This window comes from Bacteroidales bacterium, assembly GCA_013141385.1.
GTDB lineage: Bacteria > Bacteroidota > Bacteroidia > Bacteroidales > Tenuifilaceae > UBA8529.
On record JABFRB010000006.1, the window covers coordinates 74,611 to 95,733 of the forward strand.

A 21,123-nucleotide genomic window follows, 5' to 3' on the forward strand; every position below is an offset into this window, starting at 1 on the left:
ATGGTTATTAGCCTATCCCCTTTTTATTAAATATCATAATATTACTATTCAGACTTCTCTTCAGTTGATTCCTGATGAGATTCTTCAATTTTGGTTTCAGCTACAGTTTCAGCCTTTTTTGGCTTTGCACCACGACGTGTTTTCTTTGCTGCTGGTTTAGCAGATTCTTTCACATAAGTTGTGTTGTAATCAACTAGTTCAATAATGCACATCTCAGCACTATCACCAAAACGAGTACCAGTTTTAAGTATTCGGGTATAACCACCTGGACGGTCAGCAACTTTCACAGCCACATCACGAAATAATTCCGAAACCGCATACTTATCTTTTAAATAACTAAATACAGTACGACGTGAATGTGTTGTATCGTTCTTACCTTTTGTAATTAAAGGCTCTACATAAGTTCTTAATGCTTTTGCTTTAGCAACTGTAGTAGTAATTCTTTTTTTAAGAATCAACGAAGTTGCCATATTTGCTAGCATCGCCTTACGGTGAGAGTGAGTCCTACCTAAATGGTTAATCTTCTTATTGTGTCTCATCGCAATTAATCCTTGTCAAGTTTATATTTTGTAATATCCATACCGAAGGATAAATTCATTGCCTCCAGCAGATCTTCTAATTCAGTAAGAGATTTCTTACCGAAGTTTCTAAATTTAAGCAGGTCGTTCTTATTGAATGAGACCAACTGGCCTAATGTCTCAACATCAGCTGCTTTTAAACAATTAAGGGCACGAACAGATAAATCTAAGTCAACAAGTTTATTTTTCAGAAGCTGGCGCATATGCAATACCTCTTCATCAAATTCCTCATTTGAATATTTATCATCCGTATCAAGTGTTATTTTCTCATCTGAGAATAGCATAAAGTGGTAGATGAGAATTTTTGCAGCTTCTTTCAGAGCATCCTTTGGATGAATTGAACCATCCGTGAATATCTCCATAATAAGTTTCTCGTAGTCAGTCTTTTGTTCAACACGGTAGTTTTCAATCGAGTATCTTACATTCTTAATCGGAGTATGAATAGAATCAATTGGAACAATTCCAAATTCTCCATCTTCGGGTTTATTTTCCTCCGATGGAATGTACCCACGACCCTTATTAATAAAAAACTCAATTTCTAATTTGACATCAGGATCCATTCTGCAAATTACTAAATCAGGGTTTAGTACCTTGAATTTGCTAAGAAAATTTGATAAGTATCCTGCTTTTAACTCGCTTTGTCCCGAAATATTAACGGTAACCTTTTCGAAATCTTCACCATCAATAGTTCTTTTAAAACGAATCTGCTTTAAGTTGAGCACAATTTCGGTAACATCCTCCATAACACCGGGGATAGTTGTGAATTCGTGATCTACACCAGAAACCTTTATCCAGATTATGGCATATCCTTCAAGTGATGAAAGAAGGATTCTCCTCAAAGCATTGCCCACCGTGATACCATAGCCTGGCTCAAGAGGACGAAACTCAAATTTACCGTATTGTTCGGTAGATTCAAGCATAATAACCTTATCGGGTTTTTGGAATGCCAGTATAGCCATATGGTATAGGTATTTTTACTTAGAATAAAGTTCAACAATTAACTGCTCCTTAATGTTCTCTGGAATCTCCGATCTTTCAGGCACATTGATGTATTTTCCTGCAAAAGAATCCTTATCCCATTCTAACCATGAATATTTGGTATGACGGTTAGATGATGTAGCATCTTGGATTACTTCCAAGGATTTTGATCTTTCACGCACTGCAACAAGATCACCTTTTTTCAAAGTAAATGATGCTATGTTTACAACCTTGCCATTTACAGTGATATGCCTGTGGCTTACCAACTGGCGGGCTGCGGCTCTGGTTGGGGCAATCCCTAAACGATAAACTACGTTATCGAGTCTAGCCTCAAGAAGTTGTATTAAAATTTCACCTGTAATACCTTTACTTTGAGATGCTTTATGGAATAAGTTCTCGAATTGTTTTTCAAGAACACCATAAATAAATTTGGCTTTCTGCTTTTCTTGAAGCTGTACACCATATTCAGATAATTTCTTCCTTTTCTTGTTTACCCCGTGCATTCCAGGAGGGTAATTTTTCTTCTCGTAGTATTTGTCGGGTCCAAAAATGGGCTCACCAAACTTACGGGCTATTCTGGTTCTTGGTCCAATATATCTTGCCATTACTTAAAAAAGTTTATTGAGTACTTAATTAATAAACCGTTAAACCCTACGACGTTTGGGTGGACGGCATCCATTATGAGGAAGTGGAGTCACGTCAACAATTTCGGTAACTTCAATTCCTGTAGCGTTAATAGTACGCATTGCAGATTCACGACCAGCGCCGGGACCCTTCACAAAAACCTTAACTTTACGTAAGCCAAGATCGTAAGCTACCTTTGCGCAATCAGCTGCGGCAGTCTGAGCTGCGTAGGGAGTGTTCTTTTTGGAACCCCTAAAGCCCATCTTTCCAGATGACGACCAAGATATTACTTGTCCTGTACTATTTGTTAAGGATACAATGATATTGTTGAAGGAAGAGTGGATATGTGCTTGTCCTACTGGATCTACTTTTACTACTTTCTTCTTTACTGTTCCTGTCTTTTTTGCCATAGTTATTTCCTATTTAGTAGCTTTTTTCTTATTGGCAACGGTTTTCTTACGCCCCTTACGGGTACGAGCATTGTTCTTGGTACTCTGACCTCTGACGGGCAGGCCAAGGCGATGCCGAATTCCGCGATAACAACCAATATCCATCAACCTCTTGATGTTAAGCTGTACAGATGATCGGAGTTCACCCTCTACTTTATAGCCATCATTAAGGATTGATCGGATAGCGTTGATATTATCATCGTTCCAGTCTTTAACCTTAACGTCGTAACCCACTCCTGCTTGTTCTAGGATTTTGCGGGCACTACTACGGGCTATACCGTAGATGTAGGTTAGGGCAACCTCTCCCCTTTTGTTCTTTGGCAAGTCTACACCAACGATTCGTGCCATATTTTTACTTTAAAAAATTAGGGTACAAAGTTAATTAAATTTTTATCCTTGACGTTGTTTAAACTTCGGATTTTTTTTATTAATCACGTACAAACGTCCATTTCGCCTTACGATTTTACAATCAGCACTGCGTTTTTTTATTGATGCTCTTACTTTCATCGCAACAAAGTGTTTTCAAATGTTTATTTATACCTAAAAGTAATTCTGCCTTTAGTTAAATCATAGGGCGACATTTCAACTCTAACCTTATCACCTGGAAGAATCTTTATGTAATGCATTCTCATCTTCCCGGAAATATGAGCGGTAATAACGTGCCCGTTATCAAGTTCTACTCTAAACATTGCATTAGAGAGGGCTTCGATAATAGTTCCGTCTTTCTCAATTGCGGTTTGTTTTGACATATTGCCTCTTAAATTAACTGCTTTTTAATACTTCATCAATGTACTTAAAGGTAGATAACTGTTCTGCTTTATTTTTTCTAACAACAACAGCCAGTTCAAAATGTGCCGATGGTTTTCCATCAACAGTTTTAATAGTCCATCCATCTCGTTCCTGAAAAACCTGTTTTGATCCCATGTTAATCATTGGTTCAATACAAATTGTCATTCCGCTAATTAACTTAGATCCATTGCCTCTAACCCCATAATTTGGAACCTCAGGTTTCTCGTGCATATTACGACCTATGCCATGTCCTACTAATTCTCGAACTACAGAGTATCCATTACCTTCCGCATGTTGTTGAACTGCGCTGGATATATCCCCAACTCTAAGTCCATCTATAGCCTTATTGATGCCTAGTTCCAAACATTCACGGGTTACCTTAATCAGCCGCTGCACTTCGGGAGAGACTTCACCTATTACAAAGGTATAGGCTGAATCACCGTAAAAACCGTGCATATAGGTTCCGCAATCGATGGATACTATATCGCCATCCCTTAAAGCGTTATCCTTAGGGATACCGTGCACAACAGCACTATTCACTGAAGTACATAGAGTATTCGGGTAACCATTATAACCTAAAAATCCGGGCTTTGCCCCATTATCTCTTATAAATTCCTCTGCTCTTTTATCGAGTTCGAGGGTGGTTATCCCGGGATGAATTAATTTTGCTACTTCTGCTAAAGTTTTTGAAACAATTTCGTGATTTAACTTCAGTAGTTCAATCTCTTCCTCCGTTTTTGCCAATATCATTATTAAAAGAACTTAATCTGTCTAAACGCCTGTTCTACCCTTTATTCTGCCACTCTTCATAAGACCATCATAATGTCTCATGAGAAGGTGACTTTCGATTTGCTGCAATGTATCAAGCACAACCCCTACTAAAATTAGCAGTGAAGTTCCACCGAAGAATTGAGCAAATTGATTACTTACGCCAACCATATTTGCAAATGCAGGCAGTATAGCAATTATTGCTAAAAAGATTGAACCAGGTAATGTAATTCTTGACATAATAGTATCCAGATATTCCACAGTTCTTTTACCTGGTTTTACTCCAGGTATAAATCCGCCATTTTTCTTCATATCCTCAGCCATTTGGTTAGGATTGATTGTAATCGCAGTATAGAAATAGGTAAATGCGATAATCAAAATTGCATAGGTAAAGTTATACCAAAATCCATAAGGATTTGAAAAGGCAGAAGCAATACCCGAAGTAGTTTGAGTATCAAACTTGGTTAACAACATTGGTACAAACATTAATGCTTGAGCAAAAATGATTGGCATAACCCCTGCTGCATTTACTTTTAATGGAATATACTGTCTTACCCCACCATACTGTTTATTACCAACAATACGTTTTGCATACTGAACTGGTATTTTACGTGTTCCTTGAATTAAAAGAATGGAAAACATAAAGATAGCAAATAGCATTACCATCTCAACAAGAAACATTACCAAACCACCTCCAGCTACCTCTTCTATTCTAGAAGCAAACTCTGCAAATAGCGCAAATGGCAAACGAGCTATGATTCCAATCATGATAATCATTGATATACCGTTACCAATTCCTTTGTCAGTAATCTTCTCGCCAAGCCACATGATGAACATTGTGCCAGCAATAAGTATTATTGTTGAAGAAATAGTAAAAAATGCACCTCCTAAAGCAAATGCGGATTCAGGTAATTGGTAGTGTAGATTAGTCAAGTATGCTGGTGCTTGCAATACGAGAATAATTACAGTTAAATAACGAGTAATCTGATTCATCTTTCGACGACCACTCTCACCCTCTTTCTGTAATCTTTGGAAATAAGGTATTGCAATACCTAATAGTTGAACCACGATTGAGGCTGATATGTAAGGCATAATACCCAAAGCAAAGATTGATGCATTATGGAAAGCACCACCCGAAAACATGTCGAGCAGACCCATAATACCTTCACTAGTTTGCTTCTTTAAAGCACCAAGTTGTGCAGGATCTATACCAGGTAATACAATATAACTACCTAATCGATAAATTAATATTATTCCAAGTGTATACAGTATCCGCTGACGCAGATCCTCTATCTTGAAAATATTTTTTATGGTTTCAATAAAAGCTTTCATCAAACTATAGTTTTACAGCAGTACCTTGTTGTGCTTCAATTGCTTCAATTGCTTTTTTTGAAAAAGCATGTGCTTGAACATCGAGTTTTAATGAGAGAGTACCATTCCCAAGAATTTTGATATTATCATTCTTAGATGCAAATCCCGCATCAACTAAAGTCTGCACATTAATGGTTGCTAAGCCATTCTTTTCTGCCAATAGTTGTAAAACATCAATATTGATAGCTTTATACTCTTTACGAAATTTATTTTTAAACCCGAACTTGGGCAAGCGACGCTGTAATGGCATCTGACCACCTTCGAAACCAGCCTTTCTAGAATAACCAGATCTAGACTGAGCTCCTTTATGACCTCTTGTGGAAGTTCCACCGTGTCCAGAACCTTGTCCTCGTCCAATTCTTTTATCGTGGTGAGTAGAACCTTTTGCAGGTTTTAAATTATTCAAATTCATAGTTGAAATTGCATTATGTATGTTTATGCAAGCTATTATTCAACGCGTACAAGGTGCTTAACCTTTTCAATCATCCCGAGAATTTGAGGAGTTGCTTCGTGCTCAACGGTATGATTGATACGCCTTAGGCCAAGAGATTCGAGGTTTAAACGTTGGCGTTTAGAACTCCCAATTTTGCTCCTAATCTGTGTTATTTTTACTTTAGCCATAGTTTCTTAATCTAACCGTTAAAAACTTTATTTAAAGAAACTCCACGGTGTTCAGCTATGTTTTGGGCATCTCTAAGTTCTAGTAATGCCATCACAGTTGCTTTTACCAGGTTGTGAGGGTTTGATGAACCCTTAGATTTTGCTAGCACGTCGGTAACCCCAACGCTCTCTAGGACAGCACGCATAGCACCACCAGCTTTAACACCGGTTCCGTGAGATGCGGGCTTAATGAATACTCTAGCACCGCCATATTTAGCTAATTGCTCATGAGGAATTGTTCCCTTATAAACAGGAACCTTAACCAAGTTCTTTTTGGCATCTTCAATACCCTTTGATATAGCTGTTGTAACCTCGCTTGCTTTGCCAAGGCCATATCCAACAATACCATTCTCATTACCCACCACAACTATTGCGGAGAAACTGAAGGTACGTCCACCCTTGGTTACTTTGGTAACCCTCTGAATGCTAACCAACCTATCTTTTAGTTCAAGATCGCTGGATTTAACTCTTCTTATATTCGTATTTGCTGACATATCCACTAGATTTTTAGTCCGCCTTCTCTTGCTGCATCAGCCAAAGCCTTTACACGGCCATGGTAAAGATAACCGTTGCGGTCAAAAACCACATCAGTAATTCCTTTCTCTAATGCCACTTTAGCTGCAAGTTGCCCTACAAGACGAGCCTGTTCAATTTTAGTAATTTTGGTTTTCTCAGCGATCTCTTTAGCAGCAGACGAGGCGTGAGCCAAGGTTACTCCTTTTGAGTCGTCTATGAATTGTACATAGATCTGTGCATTGCTCCTGAAAACCGTTAAACGAGGCTTCCCGGTAGTACCGGAAATTTTCTTGCGTATTCTCCTTTTGATTCGGAGTCTTCTCTCTGATTTTGTCAAAGCCATTTTTAATCAGTTTTAACAGGTTATACACTAGCTGATTTACCAGCTTTTCTTCTAATAACTTCACCAACAAATTTAATCCCTTTACCTTTGTATGGTTCAGGTTTTCTAAGTGAGCGAATTTTAGCTGCTACCGATCCAATGAGTTGCTTATCAATGCTTCGTAGTGTTATAGTAGGATTTCCTCTACGCTCAGTTTTTGCTTCTACTTTTACTTCATCTGGAAGTAAAACATGAATATCGTGTGAAAAGCCAAGGCTTAGTTCAAGAACTTGCCCTTTAGCTTCGGCCTTATATCCAACACCTATTAACTCTTGCTGAATCTCCCATCCTTTTGAAACACCAATAACCATATTACTGATGAGTGAACGATAGAGACCATGCATGGCACGATGACGTTTTTGCTCTGTTGGTCTGGTGAGAACAACAGTATCTCCCTCCAAGTTAATTGAGATGTCAGGGTCAACTTTCTGGGATAGCTCCCCCAGAGGGCCTTTTACGCTTACCACATTATCAGCGCTAACTTTCACGCTTACACCCTGTGGTAGGTTTACAGGTTTTTTTCCGATCCTAGACATTGTTAATTATTAATTAAATTAGTAAATATAGCAAAGTACTTCACCACCAACTTTCTTCACACGTGCTTCCTTTTCAGTCATCACACCATGTGAAGTACTTATGATAGCTATTCCTAAGCCGTTAAGAACACGTGGTAGCTGATCTGCACTAACATAGCGTCTTAAACCAGGACTACTTACGCGCTCTATGTGCTTTATTGCACTCTTTTTTGACTCAGGGTTATATTTAAGCGCTATTTTAATCATTCCCTGCTTACTATCCTCTTCAAGTTTATAGTTTAGAATATACCCTTTTTCGAAAAGAATACGAGTAATATCTTTTAAAATACTTGAAGCAGGAATTTCTACCACACGGTGATTCGCCATAATAGCGTTTCTTACGCGGGTTAGATAATCTGCAATTGGGTCGGTAATCATGTTAATTATAGTTATAAGTTTTACCAACTAGCTTTTTTAATTCCAGGTATTAAACCATTAGAAGCCATTTCTCTAAAGGTTATCCTGCTTATTCCAAACTGACGCATATATCCGCGTGGCCTTCCGGTCAACATGCAACGATTGCGTAAACGAATTGGGTTTGAATTACGAGGTAGTTTTTGTAGACCAACATAATCTCCTTCTTCTTTAAGCCTTGCGCGCTTTTCAGCATATTTTGCGATGAGTTTTGCACGTTTAACCTCACGGGCTTTCATTGACTCTTTAGCCATACACTAGTTCTTTTTAGCGTTTTTAAAAGGTATTCCAAATTCACGGAGTAAGGCATAAGCCTCTTCATCAGATTTAGCAGAGGTAACAATAGTTATCTCCATACCAAGAATCTTATTAATTTTATCGATATCTATCTCTGGGAAGATAATTTGCTCCTGAATACCGAGGGTATAGTTTCCACGACCATCAAGTTTATCACTAATCCCTTTGAAATCGCGAATACGTGGAAGTGATACGTTAACAAGTCTCTCAAGAAACTCGAACATACGTTCACGACGAAGTGTAACCTTCAATCCAATAGGAACGTTTTTACGAAGTTTAAAGTTTGAAATATCCTTCCTTGAGTTTGTTTGAATCACTTTTTGACCTGTAATCTGAGTTAATTCATTCTGTGCATTTTCGATAATTTTCTTATCGGCAACAGCTTGTCCAACGCCTTGGTTGATTACAATCTTTTCCAAACGGGGTACCTGCATTACGCTTTTATAGCTGAATTCCTTCATCAATGCAGGAATAATCTCCTCGTTATATTTTTTGCTGAGGTTTGGTACGTATTCCATTACTTAATCTCCTCTCCTGATTTTTTAGAATAGCGAACTAGCTTACCATTCTCGTTTAACCGACGACCTATACGTGACGGTTTCCCAGATGTGGGATCAATTAACATTAGGTTCGAAATATGAACCGGAGCTTCCTTCTTAATAATTCCACCTTGGGGGTGCTTAGCATTAGGTTTTGTATGCTTAGATACCATGTTAACGCCTTCAACGATAGCACGGCTGTCTTTTACAATAACGCTGAGTACTCTTCCCTGTTGGCCTTTGGATTCTCCTGAGTTCACGAACACCAAATCCCCTTTTTTTATGTGTAACTTACTTGCCATCAGTGTAATAATTTACTTGTTATAATACCTCTGGTGCCAGGGATACAATTTTCATATAGCTATCGCGAAGTTCTCTAGCAACTGGGCCGAAAATACGCGTTCCGCGAATTTCACCCTGCGCATTAAGAAGAACGCAAGCATTATCATCAAAACGGATGTATGAACCGTCTGGACGTCGCATCTCTTTCTTTGTGCGAACTACTACGGCCTTGGTAACAGTACCCTTTTTAACTTCGCCGCCAGGCATAGCACTTTTTACAGTAACTACTATTTTATCACCAATGCGTGCATAACGTTTTGCTGTACCGCCAAGTACTCTGATGCAAAGTACTTCCTTTGCACCGCTGTTATCAGCAACTACTAAACGACTCTCTTGTTGTATCATGGCTACTTAGCTCTTTCAATGATTTCAACTAATCTCCAGCACTTTGTTTTGCTCAAAGGGCGGACTTCCATAATTCTAACAACATCACCAATATTTGAGGTATTAGCTTCGTCATGAGCATAGAATTTGGTAGTTCTGTTAACAAACTTACCGTAGATGGGATGTTTTACTTTTCGTTTTACAGCAACAACTATGGATTTTTCCATTTTATTGCTTACAACGATCCCTGTTCTTTCTTTACGTAAATTTCTTGTATTCTCTTCCATCTCTGTTAGCTTTTCTTGTTCTCTTTGAGATTACGTTCGCCAAGAATAGTTTTTAATCTTGCAATATTCTTGCGAGTATCAGTAATCTTCATAGGATTATCGAGGGGCGATATGCTGTGATTAAGCTTTAGCTTAAGTAGCTGTGCTTTCTCATTATCAATACGCTCCTCCAGCTCCTTGGTTGTTAGTTCTCTTATCTCTGCTGTTTTCATAGCTCGTTAGATAGCTGTTTCAGTATAATCGTTACGAACAACGAACTTAGTGGCTATTGGAAGTTTTTGCGCTGCTAGGCGTAATGCTTCCTTAGCTACCTCGAACGATACTCCTTCGGCTTCAATAATAATCCGACCTGGAGTTATAGGAGCAACAAATCCCTCAGGTGCACCCTTACCCTTACCCATACGTACTTCGGCTGGTTTCTTGGTAATAGGCTTATCTGGGAATATACGGATCCATATTTGACCTTCACGTTTCATATAACGGGTCACTGCCTGACGAGCAGCCTCAATCTGGCGACCGGTAATCCAACATGGCTCCATCGCTTTGATTCCGAAAGAACCGAATGCAAGTTGATTGCCACGTTGAGCATTGCCTTTCATACGGCCTTTTTGCTGCCTCCTGAACTTGGTTTTCTTTGGCTGTAACATTTCCTAAAAGTCCTTTTAGTTCTTAAAACTATTTCCTTTTCTTTCTAGGTCCGCGTTGTTGCTTTCCTTGATTAGTATTTTGATGTTGTTGAGTAGCAGGTGATGAGGCTCCTAAGTTTGGAGACAAATCACGTTTTCCGTATACTTCACCATTGCATATCCATACTTTAATACCAATTAATCCTACTTTGGTGTGAGCCTCAGCAAGAGCATAATCGATATCAGCACGAAAGGTGTGTAATGGAATTCTACCCTCTTTATAGGTTTCAGAGCGTGCCATTTCTGCACCTCCTAAACGACCTGAGATTTGAACTTTAATCCCTTCTGCTCCCATTCTAATAGTAGAAGCAATTGACATCTTAATGGCACGGCGGAATGATATACGACCTTCAATCTGGCGAGCGATATTGCTACCTACGATAACAGCATCTAGTTCAGGACGTTTCACTTCGTAAATGTTGATTTGCACTTCTTTTTTAGTGATCTTCTTAAGTTCTTCCTTAAGTTTATCAACTTCTTGACCACCTTTACCAATTATGATGCCTGGTCTAGCGGTATGTACTGTAACAGTTATCAGTTTTAACGTACGCTCAATTACAATCTTTGAAATACTGGCTTTTGCAAGTCTCGCGCTGAGGTATTCGCGAATTTTGCTGTCCTCAACGATCTTTTGAGCATAGTTGTTACCACCATACCAATTAGAATCCCATCCTTTGATGATTCCTAATCTGTTTGCTATTGGATTTACTTTATTTCCCATCTAGCTAGTTTTTTGTAGTATCGTTATTAACTGCACTGTCTAAAACAACGGTAACGTGATTTGAATGCTTACGAATTCTATGTGCACGTCCCTGTGGAGCTGTCCTAATACGTTTAAGCTGTTTTCCTTGATCAACAAATATTTCCTTTACATAAAGGTTTGCTTCTTCAAGACGAACGCCTTCATTTTTTGCTTGCCAATTGGCAACTGCTGAAAGAAGTAGTTTCTCAACCTTAATTGCTGCTTCCTTAGGAGTAAACTTCAGGATGTTAAGGGCATTATTAACTTCTTTACCACGTATCATATCTACAACCAAACGCATTTTGCGGGGAGAAGATGGGCAATTGCGAAGTATTGCAAAAGCTTTCTTCTTTTTCTCCTCCTTTATTTGGTTGGCCATTAATTGTTTTCTTGCACCCATTGCTAAGTTTCTTTAAAAATCAATTCACTTATTTCTTCTTATTACCTGCATGTCCACGGAAGGTACGAGTTGGAGCAAATTCGCCAAGCTTGTGCCCTACCATATTTTCGGTAACATATACTGGGATAAATTTATTCCCATTATGAACTGCTATGGTGTGTCCAACAAATTCAGGAGATATCATCGACCTTCTTGACCAAGTTTTAATAACTGTCTTCTTAGTTGTAGCGTTCATGTCAACAACACGCTTATCCAACTTATAGTCAATAAAAGGACCTTTTTTGAGTGATCGACTCATAACTTACTGTTTTATCTAATTACTTTTTCCTGCGTTCTATAATAAACTTGTTGGAGCTGTTCTTCGGAGAGCGTGTCTTATAGCCCTTTGCAGGGATACCCTTGCGTGAGCGTGGGTGACCTCCAGAAGCACGACCTTCGCCACCACCCATTGGGTGATCTACTGGGTTCATAGCAACCCCTCTAGTGCGAGGACGACGTCCTAACCATCTTGAGCGACCAGCTTTACCAGATTTCTCCAGTGCATGGTCAGAGTTAGAAACAGCTCCAATTGTAGCTTTGCACTCAGTAAGAATCATGCGAGTTTCACTGCTAGGCATCTTAATGATAGCATATTTACCTTCGCGGGCTAATAGCTGAGCATAAGATCCTGCACTTCGAGCCAACTGACCACCTTGACCAGGTCTTAACTCGATGTTGTGAATCAATGTACCCATCGGAATTTCCGATAGATGTAGCGTGTTGCCGATTTCGGGGGCAACCCCCTTACCTGACATAATAACTTGACCTACTTTTAGGCCATTAGGTGCTATTATATAACGTTTTTCACCATCTGAGTATTCAACCAAGGCGATACGTGCAGTTCTGTTTGGGTCGTACTCAATTGTTTTCACAACTGCTTCAACGCCATCACGTTCACGTAAAAAATCGATAAGCCTATATCTACGCTTATGACCGCCACCAACATAACGCATTGTCATGCGTCCTTGGTTGTTTCTACCACCAGTCCTCTTAATAGGACGAATTAATGATTTCTCAGGTGTCGAGGTGGTTATATCATCGAAAACACCTATAACTTTATGTCTCTGTCCTGGTGTAACAGGTTTTAGTTTCCTTACAGCCATTTCACTTAAATGTTGCTATAAAAATCAATCTTTTCACCTTCTTTTAACGTCACTATGGCTTTCTTGAAACTATTTGTTTTTCCGGATAGAAAACCGGATTTTGTATAGCGTGATTTCAATTTACCTGCGTAACGAATTGTATTTATCGAATTGACGGTTACACCGTATAACTCTTCAATGGCCTTTTTAATCTGTAACTTGTTAGCACTTTTCTCGACAATAAAACCATATTGGTTTAATTTCTCGCTTAAGCGTTCCATCTTCTCTGTTACTATTGGCCTTATCAAAATGTTCATCGCTCTTTAGTTTATGATACTTTAAACATCTTATGTAATACGTCAACCGAACTCTCTACCAGAACAAGTGTATTTGCATCAAGAACTTCGTATGTATTTAAAGATGATGCTAATACAACTTTTTGTCTCTGTAAATTTCTGGAGGACAAATATATATTTTTATTTGGTTCGCTTAGCACAAATAAAGACTTTTTGTCGCCAATATTAAGATTAGTGCAAATTGAGATAAATTCTTTGGTTTTAGGAGTATCAAAATTGAAGTCTTCTATAACCAAAATCTTATTATCTAAAATTTTGTGTGCTAATGCACTTTTACGCGCTAACTGCTTAACCTTTTTGTTGAGTTTCGATTCGTAATCACGTGGTCTTGGTCCAAATACTCTTCCACCACCACGGAATAAGGGAGATTTGATACTACCGGCACGTGCTGTACCAGTACCTTTTTGCCTCTTTAGTTTGCGAGTACTACCGGATATTTCGTTACGCTCTTTCGATTTGGATGTACCTTGACGTTGATTATTAAGATATTGTTTAACATCAAGGTAAATTGCGTGATCGTTTGGTTCAATGGCAAAAATGCTATCATTGAGTTCGATCTTTCTTCCGGTTTCCTTTCCAGCTATATTTAGTACTTTAACTTCCATTATTTCTCAATAATTAAATATGAACCTTTAGCACCTGGAATAGATCCCTTTACGAGGAGCAGATTGTTCTCAGGGATTACCTTTAATACACGTAGGTTGGTAATTTTAACTTTATCACCGCCTGTGCGTCCTGGTAATCTTTTTCCTGGGAATACACGAGAAGGGAAGGATGATGCACCCATTGATCCAGGAGCCCTTAAGCGGTTATGTTGTCCGTGGGTTTGTCCACCAACACCTCCGAAACCGTGACGTTTTACAACGCCCTGGAATCCTTTACCTTTAGTAATACCCGAAACATCAACCCATCGATCATCATTGAAGATATCAACTGTGATAACATCACCTAACTGGTGATCTTTATCCCAATCCCTAAATTCAATAACTTTACGTTTAGGTGTTGTGTTCGCTTTTTTGAAGTGACCCAGTAAGGGTCGTCCGGTGTGCTTCTCCTTCTTGTCATCGAAAGCGAGTTGAACAGCGATGTAGCCATCCTTCTCGTTTGTTTTGACCTGAGTAACTACGCAGGGACCAGCTTCAATCACAGTGCATGGTATGTTCTTACCCTCGGCACTGAATACGGAAGTCATTCCGATTTTACGTCCAATTAATCCTGCTGACATTTTTTAGTCAATTAATGATCAAACTCATACTTTAATTTCTACTTCGACTCCAGATGGAAGTTCGAGCTTCATTAGGGCATCGATAGTCTTCGGGGTGGAGCTGTAGATGTCGAGTAAACGTTTGAAAGAGCTGAGTTCAAATTGCTCTCTCGATTTTTTGTTAACGAACGTGGAGCGGTTTACAGTAAAAATCCGCTTGTGTGTAGGTAGCGGAATAGGACCACTCACCACAGCGCCTGTTGCTTTTACAGTCTTCACGATCTTCTCGGCAGACTTGTCAACCAGGTTGTGGTCATACGATTTTAGTTTAATTCTAATTTTCTGGCTCATTGCTATTACTGCTAAGTAATTTTTTATTCTTCTTCCTTAATTACTTTACCACTTGTGCTTTCAATAATCGTCTTTGAAATATTGGTAGGAACCTCAGCATAATGAGAAAACTCCATTGTTGATGTTGCTCTACCAGAAGTAAGAGTACGAAGTACTGTTACATATCCAAATTGTTCAGAAAGTGGCACTTTGGCTTTAATAACTCGGGCAACACCTTTAGATTCCATCCCTGTGATTTGTCCTCGGCGTTTATTGAAATCGCCAATTACATCACCCATGTACTCTTCTGGGGTTACCACTTCAACCGACATAATTGGTTCAAGTATAACTGGGCTTGCCTTAGGGCAAGTATGACGGAATGCTTGGCGAGCACAAATTTCGAATGACAGAGCATCGGAGTCTACAGCATGGAATGAACCATCTGTTACAATCACCTTCATGCTTGGCATCGAGTAACCAGCCAAAACACCATTCTTCATAGCCGAAGCAAATCCCTTTTCAATTGAAGGAATGAATTCCTTGGGGATATGTCCGCCCTTAACATCATTAACGAATTGCAAACCTGTAACACCCTCATCGGCTGGTCCAATTTCAAAGATGATATCAGCAAATTTACCTCTACCACCAGATTGTTTCTTGAACACTTCACGATGGTTTACAGATTTTGTGATACACTCTCTGTATGCAACCTGAGGAGCACCTTGGTTGATATCTACGCTAAATTCTCTTCTTAGTCGGTCTACAATGATCTCAAGGTGGAGTTCACCCATTCCTCTGATAATAGTTTGACCACTATCCTCATCGGTATGAACTCTGAAAGTTGGATCCTCTTCGGAAAGTTTGTTCAAAGCCAACCCCAGTTTATCCATATCTTTTTGAGTTTTTGGCTCTATTGCCAAACCGATAACTGGCTCGGGAAAAGTCATTGATTCCAGTGCAATAGGATGCTTCTCGTCGCAAACAGTATCGCCTGTACGTAGGTCTTTGAAACCTACTGCAGCACAAATATCTCCAGCTTCGCAGAATTCTATTGGATTCTGTTTATTCGCATGCATTTGGTAAAGACGGCTGATACGATCCTTCTTACCACTGCGAACGTTATAAACATAACTTCCACTATCCAATTTTCCTGAGTAAACACGAATAAATGCTAAACGACCAACATAAGGGTCGGTAGCAATTTTGAATGCAAGACCACAAAATGGCTCGTTAGCATCTGGCTTACGTGTTTCTTCTTTTTCACTATCAGGATTAATCCCCGTAACGGCACCTTTATCAAGTGGGCTAGGGAGGAATGCAATAACTGAGTCAAGAAGAATTTGAATCCCTTTATTTTTGAAAGCAGCACCACAAAGTACAGGAATAACTGTCATACTAATAGTGGCGGTGCGAATAGTCTGAGTAATCTCATCTTTTGTGATTGATTCAGGGTCATCGAAGAAACGCTCGAGTAGATCATCATTGAAACCTGCAACGGCCTCGATTAATTTTCCACGCCATTCAGCGGCTTCTTCTTTCATTTCGGAAGGAATCTCTTCGTATCTGAAATCTAACGTATTTGTTTTTGGATCTTCAAACCAAATAATGGCTTTGTTTGCAATTAAGTCAATAACGCCTCTAAAAGTTTCCTCAGCACCAATTGGTAATTGGATAGGAACGGCGTTTGCACCTAATTTTTCTTTGATTTGCGTAACAACCGATAGAAAATCAGCTCCTGTACGATCCATCTTATTGATGAATGCAATTTTAGGAACACCATATTTATCGGCTTGACGCCAAACGGTCTCGCTTTGTGGTTCAACTCCACCAACTGCGCAGAAAGTTGCAACGGTTCCATCAAGAACACGAAGCGAACGCTCAACCTCAACAGTGAAATCTACGTGACCAGGGGTGTCAATTATGTTTACTTGGTATTGCTGATTGTTATACTTCCAAAAAGTAGTAGTTGCAGCAGATGTAATTGTAATACCTCTCTCCTGCTCCTGAACCATCCAGTCCATGGTAGCAGCTCCATCGTGAACCTCTCCAATTTTATGTGTTTTACCCGTATAATATAGAATACGCTCGGTAGTTGTTGTTTTACCAGCGTCAATGTGGGCCATGATTCCTATATTACGAGTAAACCTTAAATCTCTGCTCATCCTTATCTCTTTCTATCTAATATTCCTTCTCTCAACCACTAAAATCTGAAATGAGCAAAAGCTTTATTGGCTTCGGCCATCTTATGCATATCCTCTTTCTTCTTGAATGCAGCACCTTCCTCGTTGAAAGCAGCCATGATTTCGGCAGCAAGCTTATCGCTCATGCCTCTACCAGTACGCTTACGTGAGTAAAGAATCATGTTTTTCATGGAAAGAGAGATCTTACGATCGGGGCGAACCTCCATTGGAACCTGAAAGGTTGCACCACCAACGCGGCGGCTCTTAACTTCTACCTGAGGGGTAATGTTTTCAAGAGCTTTTTTCCAGATCTCAAGAGGAGTCTTCTCAGAGTCCTTCATCTTATTAGAAACAATTTCTAACGCATCGTAAAAGATGTTAAACGATACGCTTTTCTTACCGTTTACCATTAAGTTATTCACAAAACGGGTTACCAAAGTATCGTGAAACTTTGGATCGGGGAGAATGATTCGTTTTTTTGGTTTAGCTTTTCTCATCGCTGTAAATCTTCAAGAGGTTAACTTATTTTTTCTTAGGTCTCTTAGTACCGTACTTCGAACGACGTTGGTTACGACCTTCTACGCCAGAAGCATCGAGGGTACCTCGAATTAAGTGGTAACGAACACCAGGTAAATCTTTTACCCTGCCACCACGAATAAGCACTATAGAGTGCTCTTGAAGATTGTGACCTTCTCCAGGAATGTAAGCGTTCACCTCCTTACCGTTGGTGAGCCTAACCCTGGCAACCTTTCTCATAGCCGAATTCGGTTTTTTAGGAGTAGTGGTGTACACACGTACACATACCCCGCGTCTTTGTGGACAAGCATCAAGCGCAGGCGCTTTACTCTTGTCGATCAGCTTAGACCTTCCTTTTCTTACTAGCTGCTGAATTGTAGGCATATAAACACTAAATATTTAATTAAAAAAATGTTACAAAATGGGCTGCAAAGGTATTCGATTTTTTTGAAATACCACAATTTCTAACCCTTTTTTTATTGCCAATTAATGAATTAGATCGGCATTTGTTAAGCGGTCGCAAAAGTAGAGCTTTTTAGCTAATATGCAAGTTTGTTTAAAAATATGTTGTAAAAGATAATAAATGACATATATAAAATAGATTTTTCATGAGTAGATAAAAGTTATATATTTCTAATTATCTGATAATTAAAATTTTTTTAATGATTTACAATGGATATAAGTAATATTTTCAAAATCAAGTATCTAAAAATTAGGCGTGTTGACTTCTAAATTTAAGTTAGTTTTCGCAAAACGCTGTTTATTTCAAAATTTTACTATTTTTGGGGGATTTAAAAATAAGGTAGATTAATTTGACATATACAGTAATTATACCTTAATATATATGTATACATCATAAGCATAAAAATAATTGTTTCAACAAATAACAACTTTAATACTCTGTAAGGATGAAAACGTATCTTACTAATCAAATCAAAAATGTAGCCCTGCTTGGAAATACCGGCTCAGGTAAAACACTTCTAGCTGAGTCGATGATGTTTGAAGGTAAAGTTATTGAACGTAAAGGGACTATTGAAGGGAAGAGTACAGTTTCGGACTACTCTGAAATTGAGCAACAGAACCAACGTTCTATTTTTTCGACTATCCTTTATACCGAATTCCTTGATCATAAACTAAATATAATTGACACTCCAGGTTCCGATGACTTTGTTGGTGCAGTTATTTCAGCTATGCGCCCAACAGATACAGTGGTTATGGTAGTAAATTCACAGTATGGTGTTGAGGTTGGAACTGAAATCTTCAACCGCCATGCAGAACATATGCATAAACCAATGGTTATAGCTGTCAACCAGCTTGATCAGGATAAGGCAAATTTTGATTCAACAGTAGAATCGCTTAAACAGAGTTTGGGTAAAAAAGTAGTTTTGGTTCAATACCCTATCAATCCAGGAACTGAGTTCAACGCATTTGTAGATGTGTTGGTAATGAAACTATATAAGTTTAAAGGAGATACAGGTATTCGCGAAGATCTACCTATTCCAGCAGAGGAAATGGATAGAGCAACAGAATTGCATAATGCACTTGTTGAGGCTGCTGCTGAGAATGATGAATCCTTAATGGAGAAGTTCTTTGATCAAGGAACTTTATCAGAAGAGGAAATGCGCAAAGGATTAGCAGCAGGTTTAAATAATCGTAATCTATTCCCAGTATTTTGTACCTCTGGTAAAAGGAATATCGGTACAAAGAGGTTAATGGACTTCATTATTAATGTTGCTCCAAACCCATCAGAAAGTCCAATGCCAAAGAATGAAGATAACAAGGAAATAAAATGTGATGCAAGTGCACCAACATCACTTTACTTTTTCAAAACATCTGTTGAGCCACATATTGGAGAGATTAACTATTTCAGAGTAATGTCTGGAAAAGTTACCGAAGGTATGGATCTCATTAACAGCAATAATGATTCAAAGGAAAGAATCGCACAGCTTTTTGTTGTGGCAGGAAAGAACCGAACCAAAGTAACTGAAATGGTTGCTGGTGACATTGGAGCCACAGTTAAACTAAAAAACACCAAAACTAATCACACCCTTGCAGTTTCTGCTCTTGGCGGTATTAAGTTTGAATCCATGACATTCCCTAATTCAAAATTCCGTACAGCTATAAAGGCTAAAAGCGAATCGGATACTGAGAAAATGGGAGAATTACTTAACCGTGCACATCAGGAAGATCCAACTATTATCGTTGAACATTCAAAAGAATTGCGTCAAATAATTCTTTCAGGACAAGGTGAACACCACCTTAATATCTTGAAATGGCACTTGACCAACCTTCATAAAATTGAGGTTGAGTTTTTTGCTCCGCGTATTCCTTACCGTGAAACGATAACTAAGATTGCCACTGCCGATTATCGCCACAAAAAGCAATCAGGTGGTGCTGGTCAATTCGGAGAGGTTCACATGGTTATTGAACCCCACGTAGAGGGTGCTCCTGCTCCTAAACAGTATAAGATTGGGGGGAAAGAGGTAAATATCAGCGTTAGAGGAACTGATGAAATTAATCTTGACTGGGGTGGAAAACTTATTTTCTACAACTGTATTGTTGGTGGTGCTATTGATGCACGTTTCCTACCTGCAATACTAAAAGGTATTATGGAGAAGATAGAGCAAGGTCCATTAACAGGTTCTTATGCCCGTGATATCCGTGTTGCAGTTTACGATGGTAAGATGCACCCAGTTGATTCAAATGAAATTTCATTTAGACTAGCTGGCCGTAATGCTTTTAAGACTGCGTTTAAAGAGGCTGGTCCAAAAATTATGGAGCCCGTTTATGAGGTTGAAGTTCTTGTTCCTGCTGATAGAATGGGTGATGTTATGAGTGACCTACAAAACCGCCGTGCAATTATTATGGGTATGGGAAGCGAGAAGGGTTTTGAGATTATCAATGCACGTGTACCACTTGCTGAGATGAATAAGTACTCTACTTCCTTATCATCATTAACTAGCGGTCGTGCAACATATAACATGAAATTTGCTGCATACGAACAAGTTCCATCCGATGTTCAGGAGAAACTGCTTAAGGCTTACGAAGCAGAACAGGAAGAGGAATAGAGTATACCCTAAACCAAATCAATATATTTTACAAGAAGAGAGGGCGCCGAGAGGTGCCCTTTGTTTTTTTATACATGCTGAATAATAACTCTACTACATTAGTATTGTTTTAATCTTAAAACTACATATTTTTGCAATTCAAATAACACTAAAATCAGAATGAAATCAGCAGAAATACACACCACCAAAGGTGTAATGAAGTTAAACTTCTACGAGGAGGATGCACCAAAAACAGTTGCAAACTTCGTTAAATTAGCCAAAGAAGGTTATTATGATGGGTTAGCATTCCACAGGGTGATACCAAACTTTGTTATTCAGGGAGGGTGTCCTTTTTCAAAGGATATGAGCAACCCACGCGTTGGGACTGGTGGCCCAGGATATAAAATCGACTGCGAACTAACCGGAGGAAATCAGTACCACGATCGTGGTGTGCTATCAATGGCACATGCAGGGAGAAATACTGGAGGATCACAGTTTTTCGTTTGTCATGGTCGTCAAAACACCCAACATTTAGACAGGCAACATACCTGTTTCGGTAAGGTTTATGAAGGACTCGATGTTATCGATGCCATTGTTGCTGGTGATAAAATTGAGAAAATTATTATCAACGAGGAATAAATAATTGCA

General features: G+C 38.9%; 35 protein-coding genes. 2 read left to right on the forward strand and 33 right to left on the reverse strand.

Annotated features, from left to right (window positions below; translation table 11 throughout):
- Nucleotides 1–44: 44 nt before the first annotated feature.
- The 33 genes from rplQ to HOO91_04605 are packed head-to-tail and all read right to left on the reverse strand — an operon-like array spanning nucleotide 45 to nucleotide 17,812.
- Nucleotides 45–539 carry a 50S ribosomal protein L17 gene (gene rplQ, locus HOO91_04445; protein ID NOU16789.1) on the reverse strand — a complete coding sequence of 165 codons (495 nt, stop codon included), beginning with the start codon at nucleotides 537–539 and terminating at the stop codon, nucleotides 45–47.
- Nucleotides 540–544: 5 nt separating this feature from the next.
- A complete protein-coding gene (locus HOO91_04450; protein NOU16790.1) occupies nucleotides 545–1,537 on the reverse strand; it encodes a DNA-directed RNA polymerase subunit alpha in 993 nt (330 codons plus the stop codon).
- Between the two features lie 15 nt (nucleotides 1,538–1,552).
- Nucleotides 1,553–2,161: a 30S ribosomal protein S4 gene (gene rpsD / locus HOO91_04455; GenBank protein ID NOU16791.1), complete on the reverse strand. Its 609-nt coding sequence runs from the start codon at nucleotides 2,159–2,161 to the stop codon at nucleotides 1,553–1,555.
- A gap of 39 nt (nucleotides 2,162–2,200) precedes the next feature.
- Nucleotides 2,201–2,590, reverse strand: a complete 390-nt coding sequence (gene rpsK / locus HOO91_04460) for a 30S ribosomal protein S11 (GenBank protein NOU16792.1) — start codon at nucleotides 2,588–2,590, stop codon at nucleotides 2,201–2,203.
- 9 nt (nucleotides 2,591–2,599) lie between these two features.
- Entirely contained in the window at nucleotides 2,600–2,977 is a 378-nt protein-coding gene (rpsM, locus tag HOO91_04465; GenBank protein NOU16793.1) for a 30S ribosomal protein S13, read from the reverse strand.
- Between the two features lie 42 nt (nucleotides 2,978–3,019).
- Complete coding sequence (rpmJ, locus tag HOO91_04470; GenBank protein ID NOU16794.1) at nucleotides 3,020–3,136, reverse strand: 50S ribosomal protein L36; 117 nt, start codon at nucleotides 3,134–3,136, stop codon at nucleotides 3,020–3,022.
- Nucleotides 3,137–3,159: 23 nt separating this feature from the next.
- A complete protein-coding gene (gene infA / locus HOO91_04475; GenBank protein NOU16795.1) occupies nucleotides 3,160–3,378 on the reverse strand; it encodes a translation initiation factor IF-1 in 219 nt (72 codons plus the stop codon).
- A 13-nt stretch (nucleotides 3,379–3,391) separates the two neighbouring features.
- The gene (gene map, locus HOO91_04480; protein NOU16796.1) at nucleotides 3,392–4,168 is read right to left on the reverse strand and encodes a type I methionyl aminopeptidase; all 777 of its coding nucleotides are present in this window, start codon (nucleotides 4,166–4,168) and stop codon (nucleotides 3,392–3,394) included.
- Between the two features lie 21 nt (nucleotides 4,169–4,189).
- Nucleotides 4,190–5,518, reverse strand: coding sequence for a preprotein translocase subunit SecY (gene secY / locus HOO91_04485; GenBank protein NOU16797.1), 1,329 nt, complete (start codon nucleotides 5,516–5,518; stop codon nucleotides 4,190–4,192).
- 4 nt (nucleotides 5,519–5,522) lie between these two features.
- Nucleotides 5,523–5,969, reverse strand: a complete 447-nt coding sequence (gene rplO / locus HOO91_04490) for a 50S ribosomal protein L15 (GenBank protein ID NOU16798.1) — start codon at nucleotides 5,967–5,969, stop codon at nucleotides 5,523–5,525.
- Between the two features lie 35 nt (nucleotides 5,970–6,004).
- Complete coding sequence (gene rpmD, locus HOO91_04495) at nucleotides 6,005–6,178, reverse strand: 50S ribosomal protein L30 (GenBank protein ID NOU16799.1); 174 nt, start codon at nucleotides 6,176–6,178, stop codon at nucleotides 6,005–6,007.
- Between the two features lie 11 nt (nucleotides 6,179–6,189).
- On the reverse strand, nucleotides 6,190–6,711 hold the full coding sequence (gene rpsE / locus HOO91_04500; GenBank protein ID NOU16800.1) for a 30S ribosomal protein S5: 522 nt from the start codon (nucleotides 6,709–6,711) through the stop codon (nucleotides 6,190–6,192).
- A 5-nt stretch (nucleotides 6,712–6,716) separates the two neighbouring features.
- On the reverse strand, nucleotides 6,717–7,076 hold the full coding sequence (locus HOO91_04505; protein ID NOU16801.1) for a 50S ribosomal protein L18: 360 nt from the start codon (nucleotides 7,074–7,076) through the stop codon (nucleotides 6,717–6,719).
- 20 nt (nucleotides 7,077–7,096) lie between these two features.
- Complete coding sequence (gene rplF / locus HOO91_04510) at nucleotides 7,097–7,651, reverse strand: 50S ribosomal protein L6 (protein NOU16802.1); 555 nt, start codon at nucleotides 7,649–7,651, stop codon at nucleotides 7,097–7,099.
- An 18-nt stretch (nucleotides 7,652–7,669) separates the two neighbouring features.
- A complete protein-coding gene (rpsH, locus tag HOO91_04515; protein NOU16803.1) occupies nucleotides 7,670–8,065 on the reverse strand; it encodes a 30S ribosomal protein S8 in 396 nt (131 codons plus the stop codon).
- Nucleotides 8,066–8,088: 23 nt separating this feature from the next.
- Nucleotides 8,089–8,358 carry a 30S ribosomal protein S14 gene (gene rpsN / locus HOO91_04520; protein NOU16804.1) on the reverse strand — a complete coding sequence of 90 codons (270 nt, stop codon included), beginning with the start codon at nucleotides 8,356–8,358 and terminating at the stop codon, nucleotides 8,089–8,091.
- Nucleotides 8,359–8,361: 3 nt separating this feature from the next.
- Nucleotides 8,362–8,919, reverse strand: a complete 558-nt coding sequence (rplE, locus tag HOO91_04525; protein ID NOU16805.1) for a 50S ribosomal protein L5 — start codon at nucleotides 8,917–8,919, stop codon at nucleotides 8,362–8,364.
- Nucleotides 8,919–9,242 carry a 50S ribosomal protein L24 gene (gene rplX / locus HOO91_04530; protein ID NOU16806.1) on the reverse strand — a complete coding sequence of 108 codons (324 nt, stop codon included), beginning with the start codon at nucleotides 9,240–9,242 and terminating at the stop codon, nucleotides 8,919–8,921. Before rplX ends, rplE begins: the two co-directional genes overlap by 1 nt.
- Before the next feature lie 19 nt (nucleotides 9,243–9,261).
- Entirely contained in the window at nucleotides 9,262–9,627 is a 366-nt protein-coding gene (gene rplN, locus HOO91_04535) for a 50S ribosomal protein L14 (GenBank protein NOU16807.1), read from the reverse strand.
- A gap of 2 nt (nucleotides 9,628–9,629) precedes the next feature.
- Entirely contained in the window at nucleotides 9,630–9,893 is a 264-nt protein-coding gene (gene rpsQ / locus HOO91_04540; GenBank protein NOU16808.1) for a 30S ribosomal protein S17, read from the reverse strand.
- A 5-nt stretch (nucleotides 9,894–9,898) separates the two neighbouring features.
- A complete protein-coding gene (gene rpmC / locus HOO91_04545; GenBank protein ID NOU16809.1) occupies nucleotides 9,899–10,105 on the reverse strand; it encodes a 50S ribosomal protein L29 in 207 nt (68 codons plus the stop codon).
- Between the two features lie 6 nt (nucleotides 10,106–10,111).
- A complete protein-coding gene (rplP, locus tag HOO91_04550) occupies nucleotides 10,112–10,540 on the reverse strand; it encodes a 50S ribosomal protein L16 (protein NOU16810.1) in 429 nt (142 codons plus the stop codon).
- 28 nt (nucleotides 10,541–10,568) lie between these two features.
- Nucleotides 10,569–11,300: a 30S ribosomal protein S3 gene (gene rpsC, locus HOO91_04555; protein ID NOU16811.1), complete on the reverse strand. Its 732-nt coding sequence runs from the start codon at nucleotides 11,298–11,300 to the stop codon at nucleotides 10,569–10,571.
- 4 nt (nucleotides 11,301–11,304) lie between these two features.
- Nucleotides 11,305–11,721: a 50S ribosomal protein L22 gene (gene rplV / locus HOO91_04560; GenBank protein NOU16812.1), complete on the reverse strand. Its 417-nt coding sequence runs from the start codon at nucleotides 11,719–11,721 to the stop codon at nucleotides 11,305–11,307.
- A 28-nt stretch (nucleotides 11,722–11,749) separates the two neighbouring features.
- A complete protein-coding gene (rpsS, locus tag HOO91_04565) occupies nucleotides 11,750–12,019 on the reverse strand; it encodes a 30S ribosomal protein S19 (protein NOU16813.1) in 270 nt (89 codons plus the stop codon).
- 19 nt (nucleotides 12,020–12,038) lie between these two features.
- Nucleotides 12,039–12,863 carry a 50S ribosomal protein L2 gene (gene rplB, locus HOO91_04570; protein ID NOU16814.1) on the reverse strand — a complete coding sequence of 275 codons (825 nt, stop codon included), beginning with the start codon at nucleotides 12,861–12,863 and terminating at the stop codon, nucleotides 12,039–12,041.
- Nucleotides 12,864–12,868: 5 nt separating this feature from the next.
- Entirely contained in the window at nucleotides 12,869–13,159 is a 291-nt protein-coding gene (gene rplW / locus HOO91_04575) for a 50S ribosomal protein L23 (protein NOU16815.1), read from the reverse strand.
- Nucleotides 13,160–13,170: 11 nt separating this feature from the next.
- The gene (gene rplD / locus HOO91_04580) at nucleotides 13,171–13,803 is read right to left on the reverse strand and encodes a 50S ribosomal protein L4 (GenBank protein ID NOU16816.1); all 633 of its coding nucleotides are present in this window, start codon (nucleotides 13,801–13,803) and stop codon (nucleotides 13,171–13,173) included.
- Nucleotides 13,803–14,423, reverse strand: a complete 621-nt coding sequence (rplC, locus tag HOO91_04585; protein ID NOU16817.1) for a 50S ribosomal protein L3 — start codon at nucleotides 14,421–14,423, stop codon at nucleotides 13,803–13,805. Before rplC ends, rplD begins: the two co-directional genes overlap by 1 nt.
- 24 nt (nucleotides 14,424–14,447) lie before the next feature.
- Entirely contained in the window at nucleotides 14,448–14,753 is a 306-nt protein-coding gene (gene rpsJ / locus HOO91_04590; GenBank protein NOU16818.1) for a 30S ribosomal protein S10, read from the reverse strand.
- Nucleotides 14,754–14,776: 23 nt separating this feature from the next.
- Nucleotides 14,777–16,894, reverse strand: coding sequence for an elongation factor G (fusA, locus tag HOO91_04595; protein NOU16819.1), 2,118 nt, complete (start codon nucleotides 16,892–16,894; stop codon nucleotides 14,777–14,779).
- A 38-nt stretch (nucleotides 16,895–16,932) separates the two neighbouring features.
- Nucleotides 16,933–17,409 (reverse strand): 30S ribosomal protein S7, encoded by a 477-nt coding sequence (gene rpsG / locus HOO91_04600; protein ID NOU16820.1) that lies wholly within the window; start codon nucleotides 17,407–17,409, stop codon nucleotides 16,933–16,935.
- A 25-nt stretch (nucleotides 17,410–17,434) separates the two neighbouring features.
- Nucleotides 17,435–17,812 (reverse strand): 30S ribosomal protein S12, encoded by a 378-nt coding sequence (locus HOO91_04605; GenBank protein ID NOU16821.1) that lies wholly within the window; start codon nucleotides 17,810–17,812, stop codon nucleotides 17,435–17,437.
- Nucleotides 17,813–18,336: 524 nt separating this feature from the next.
- On the opposite strand from HOO91_04605, the gene HOO91_04610 reads away from it, so the two are divergent.
- Nucleotides 18,337–20,496 carry an elongation factor G gene (locus HOO91_04610; GenBank protein NOU16822.1) on the forward strand — a complete coding sequence of 720 codons (2,160 nt, stop codon included), beginning with the start codon at nucleotides 18,337–18,339 and terminating at the stop codon, nucleotides 20,494–20,496.
- 159 nt (nucleotides 20,497–20,655) lie between these two features.
- A complete protein-coding gene (locus HOO91_04615; GenBank protein ID NOU16823.1) occupies nucleotides 20,656–21,114 on the forward strand; it encodes a peptidylprolyl isomerase in 459 nt (152 codons plus the stop codon).
- The last annotated feature ends 9 nt before the right edge of the window (nucleotides 21,115–21,123 follow it).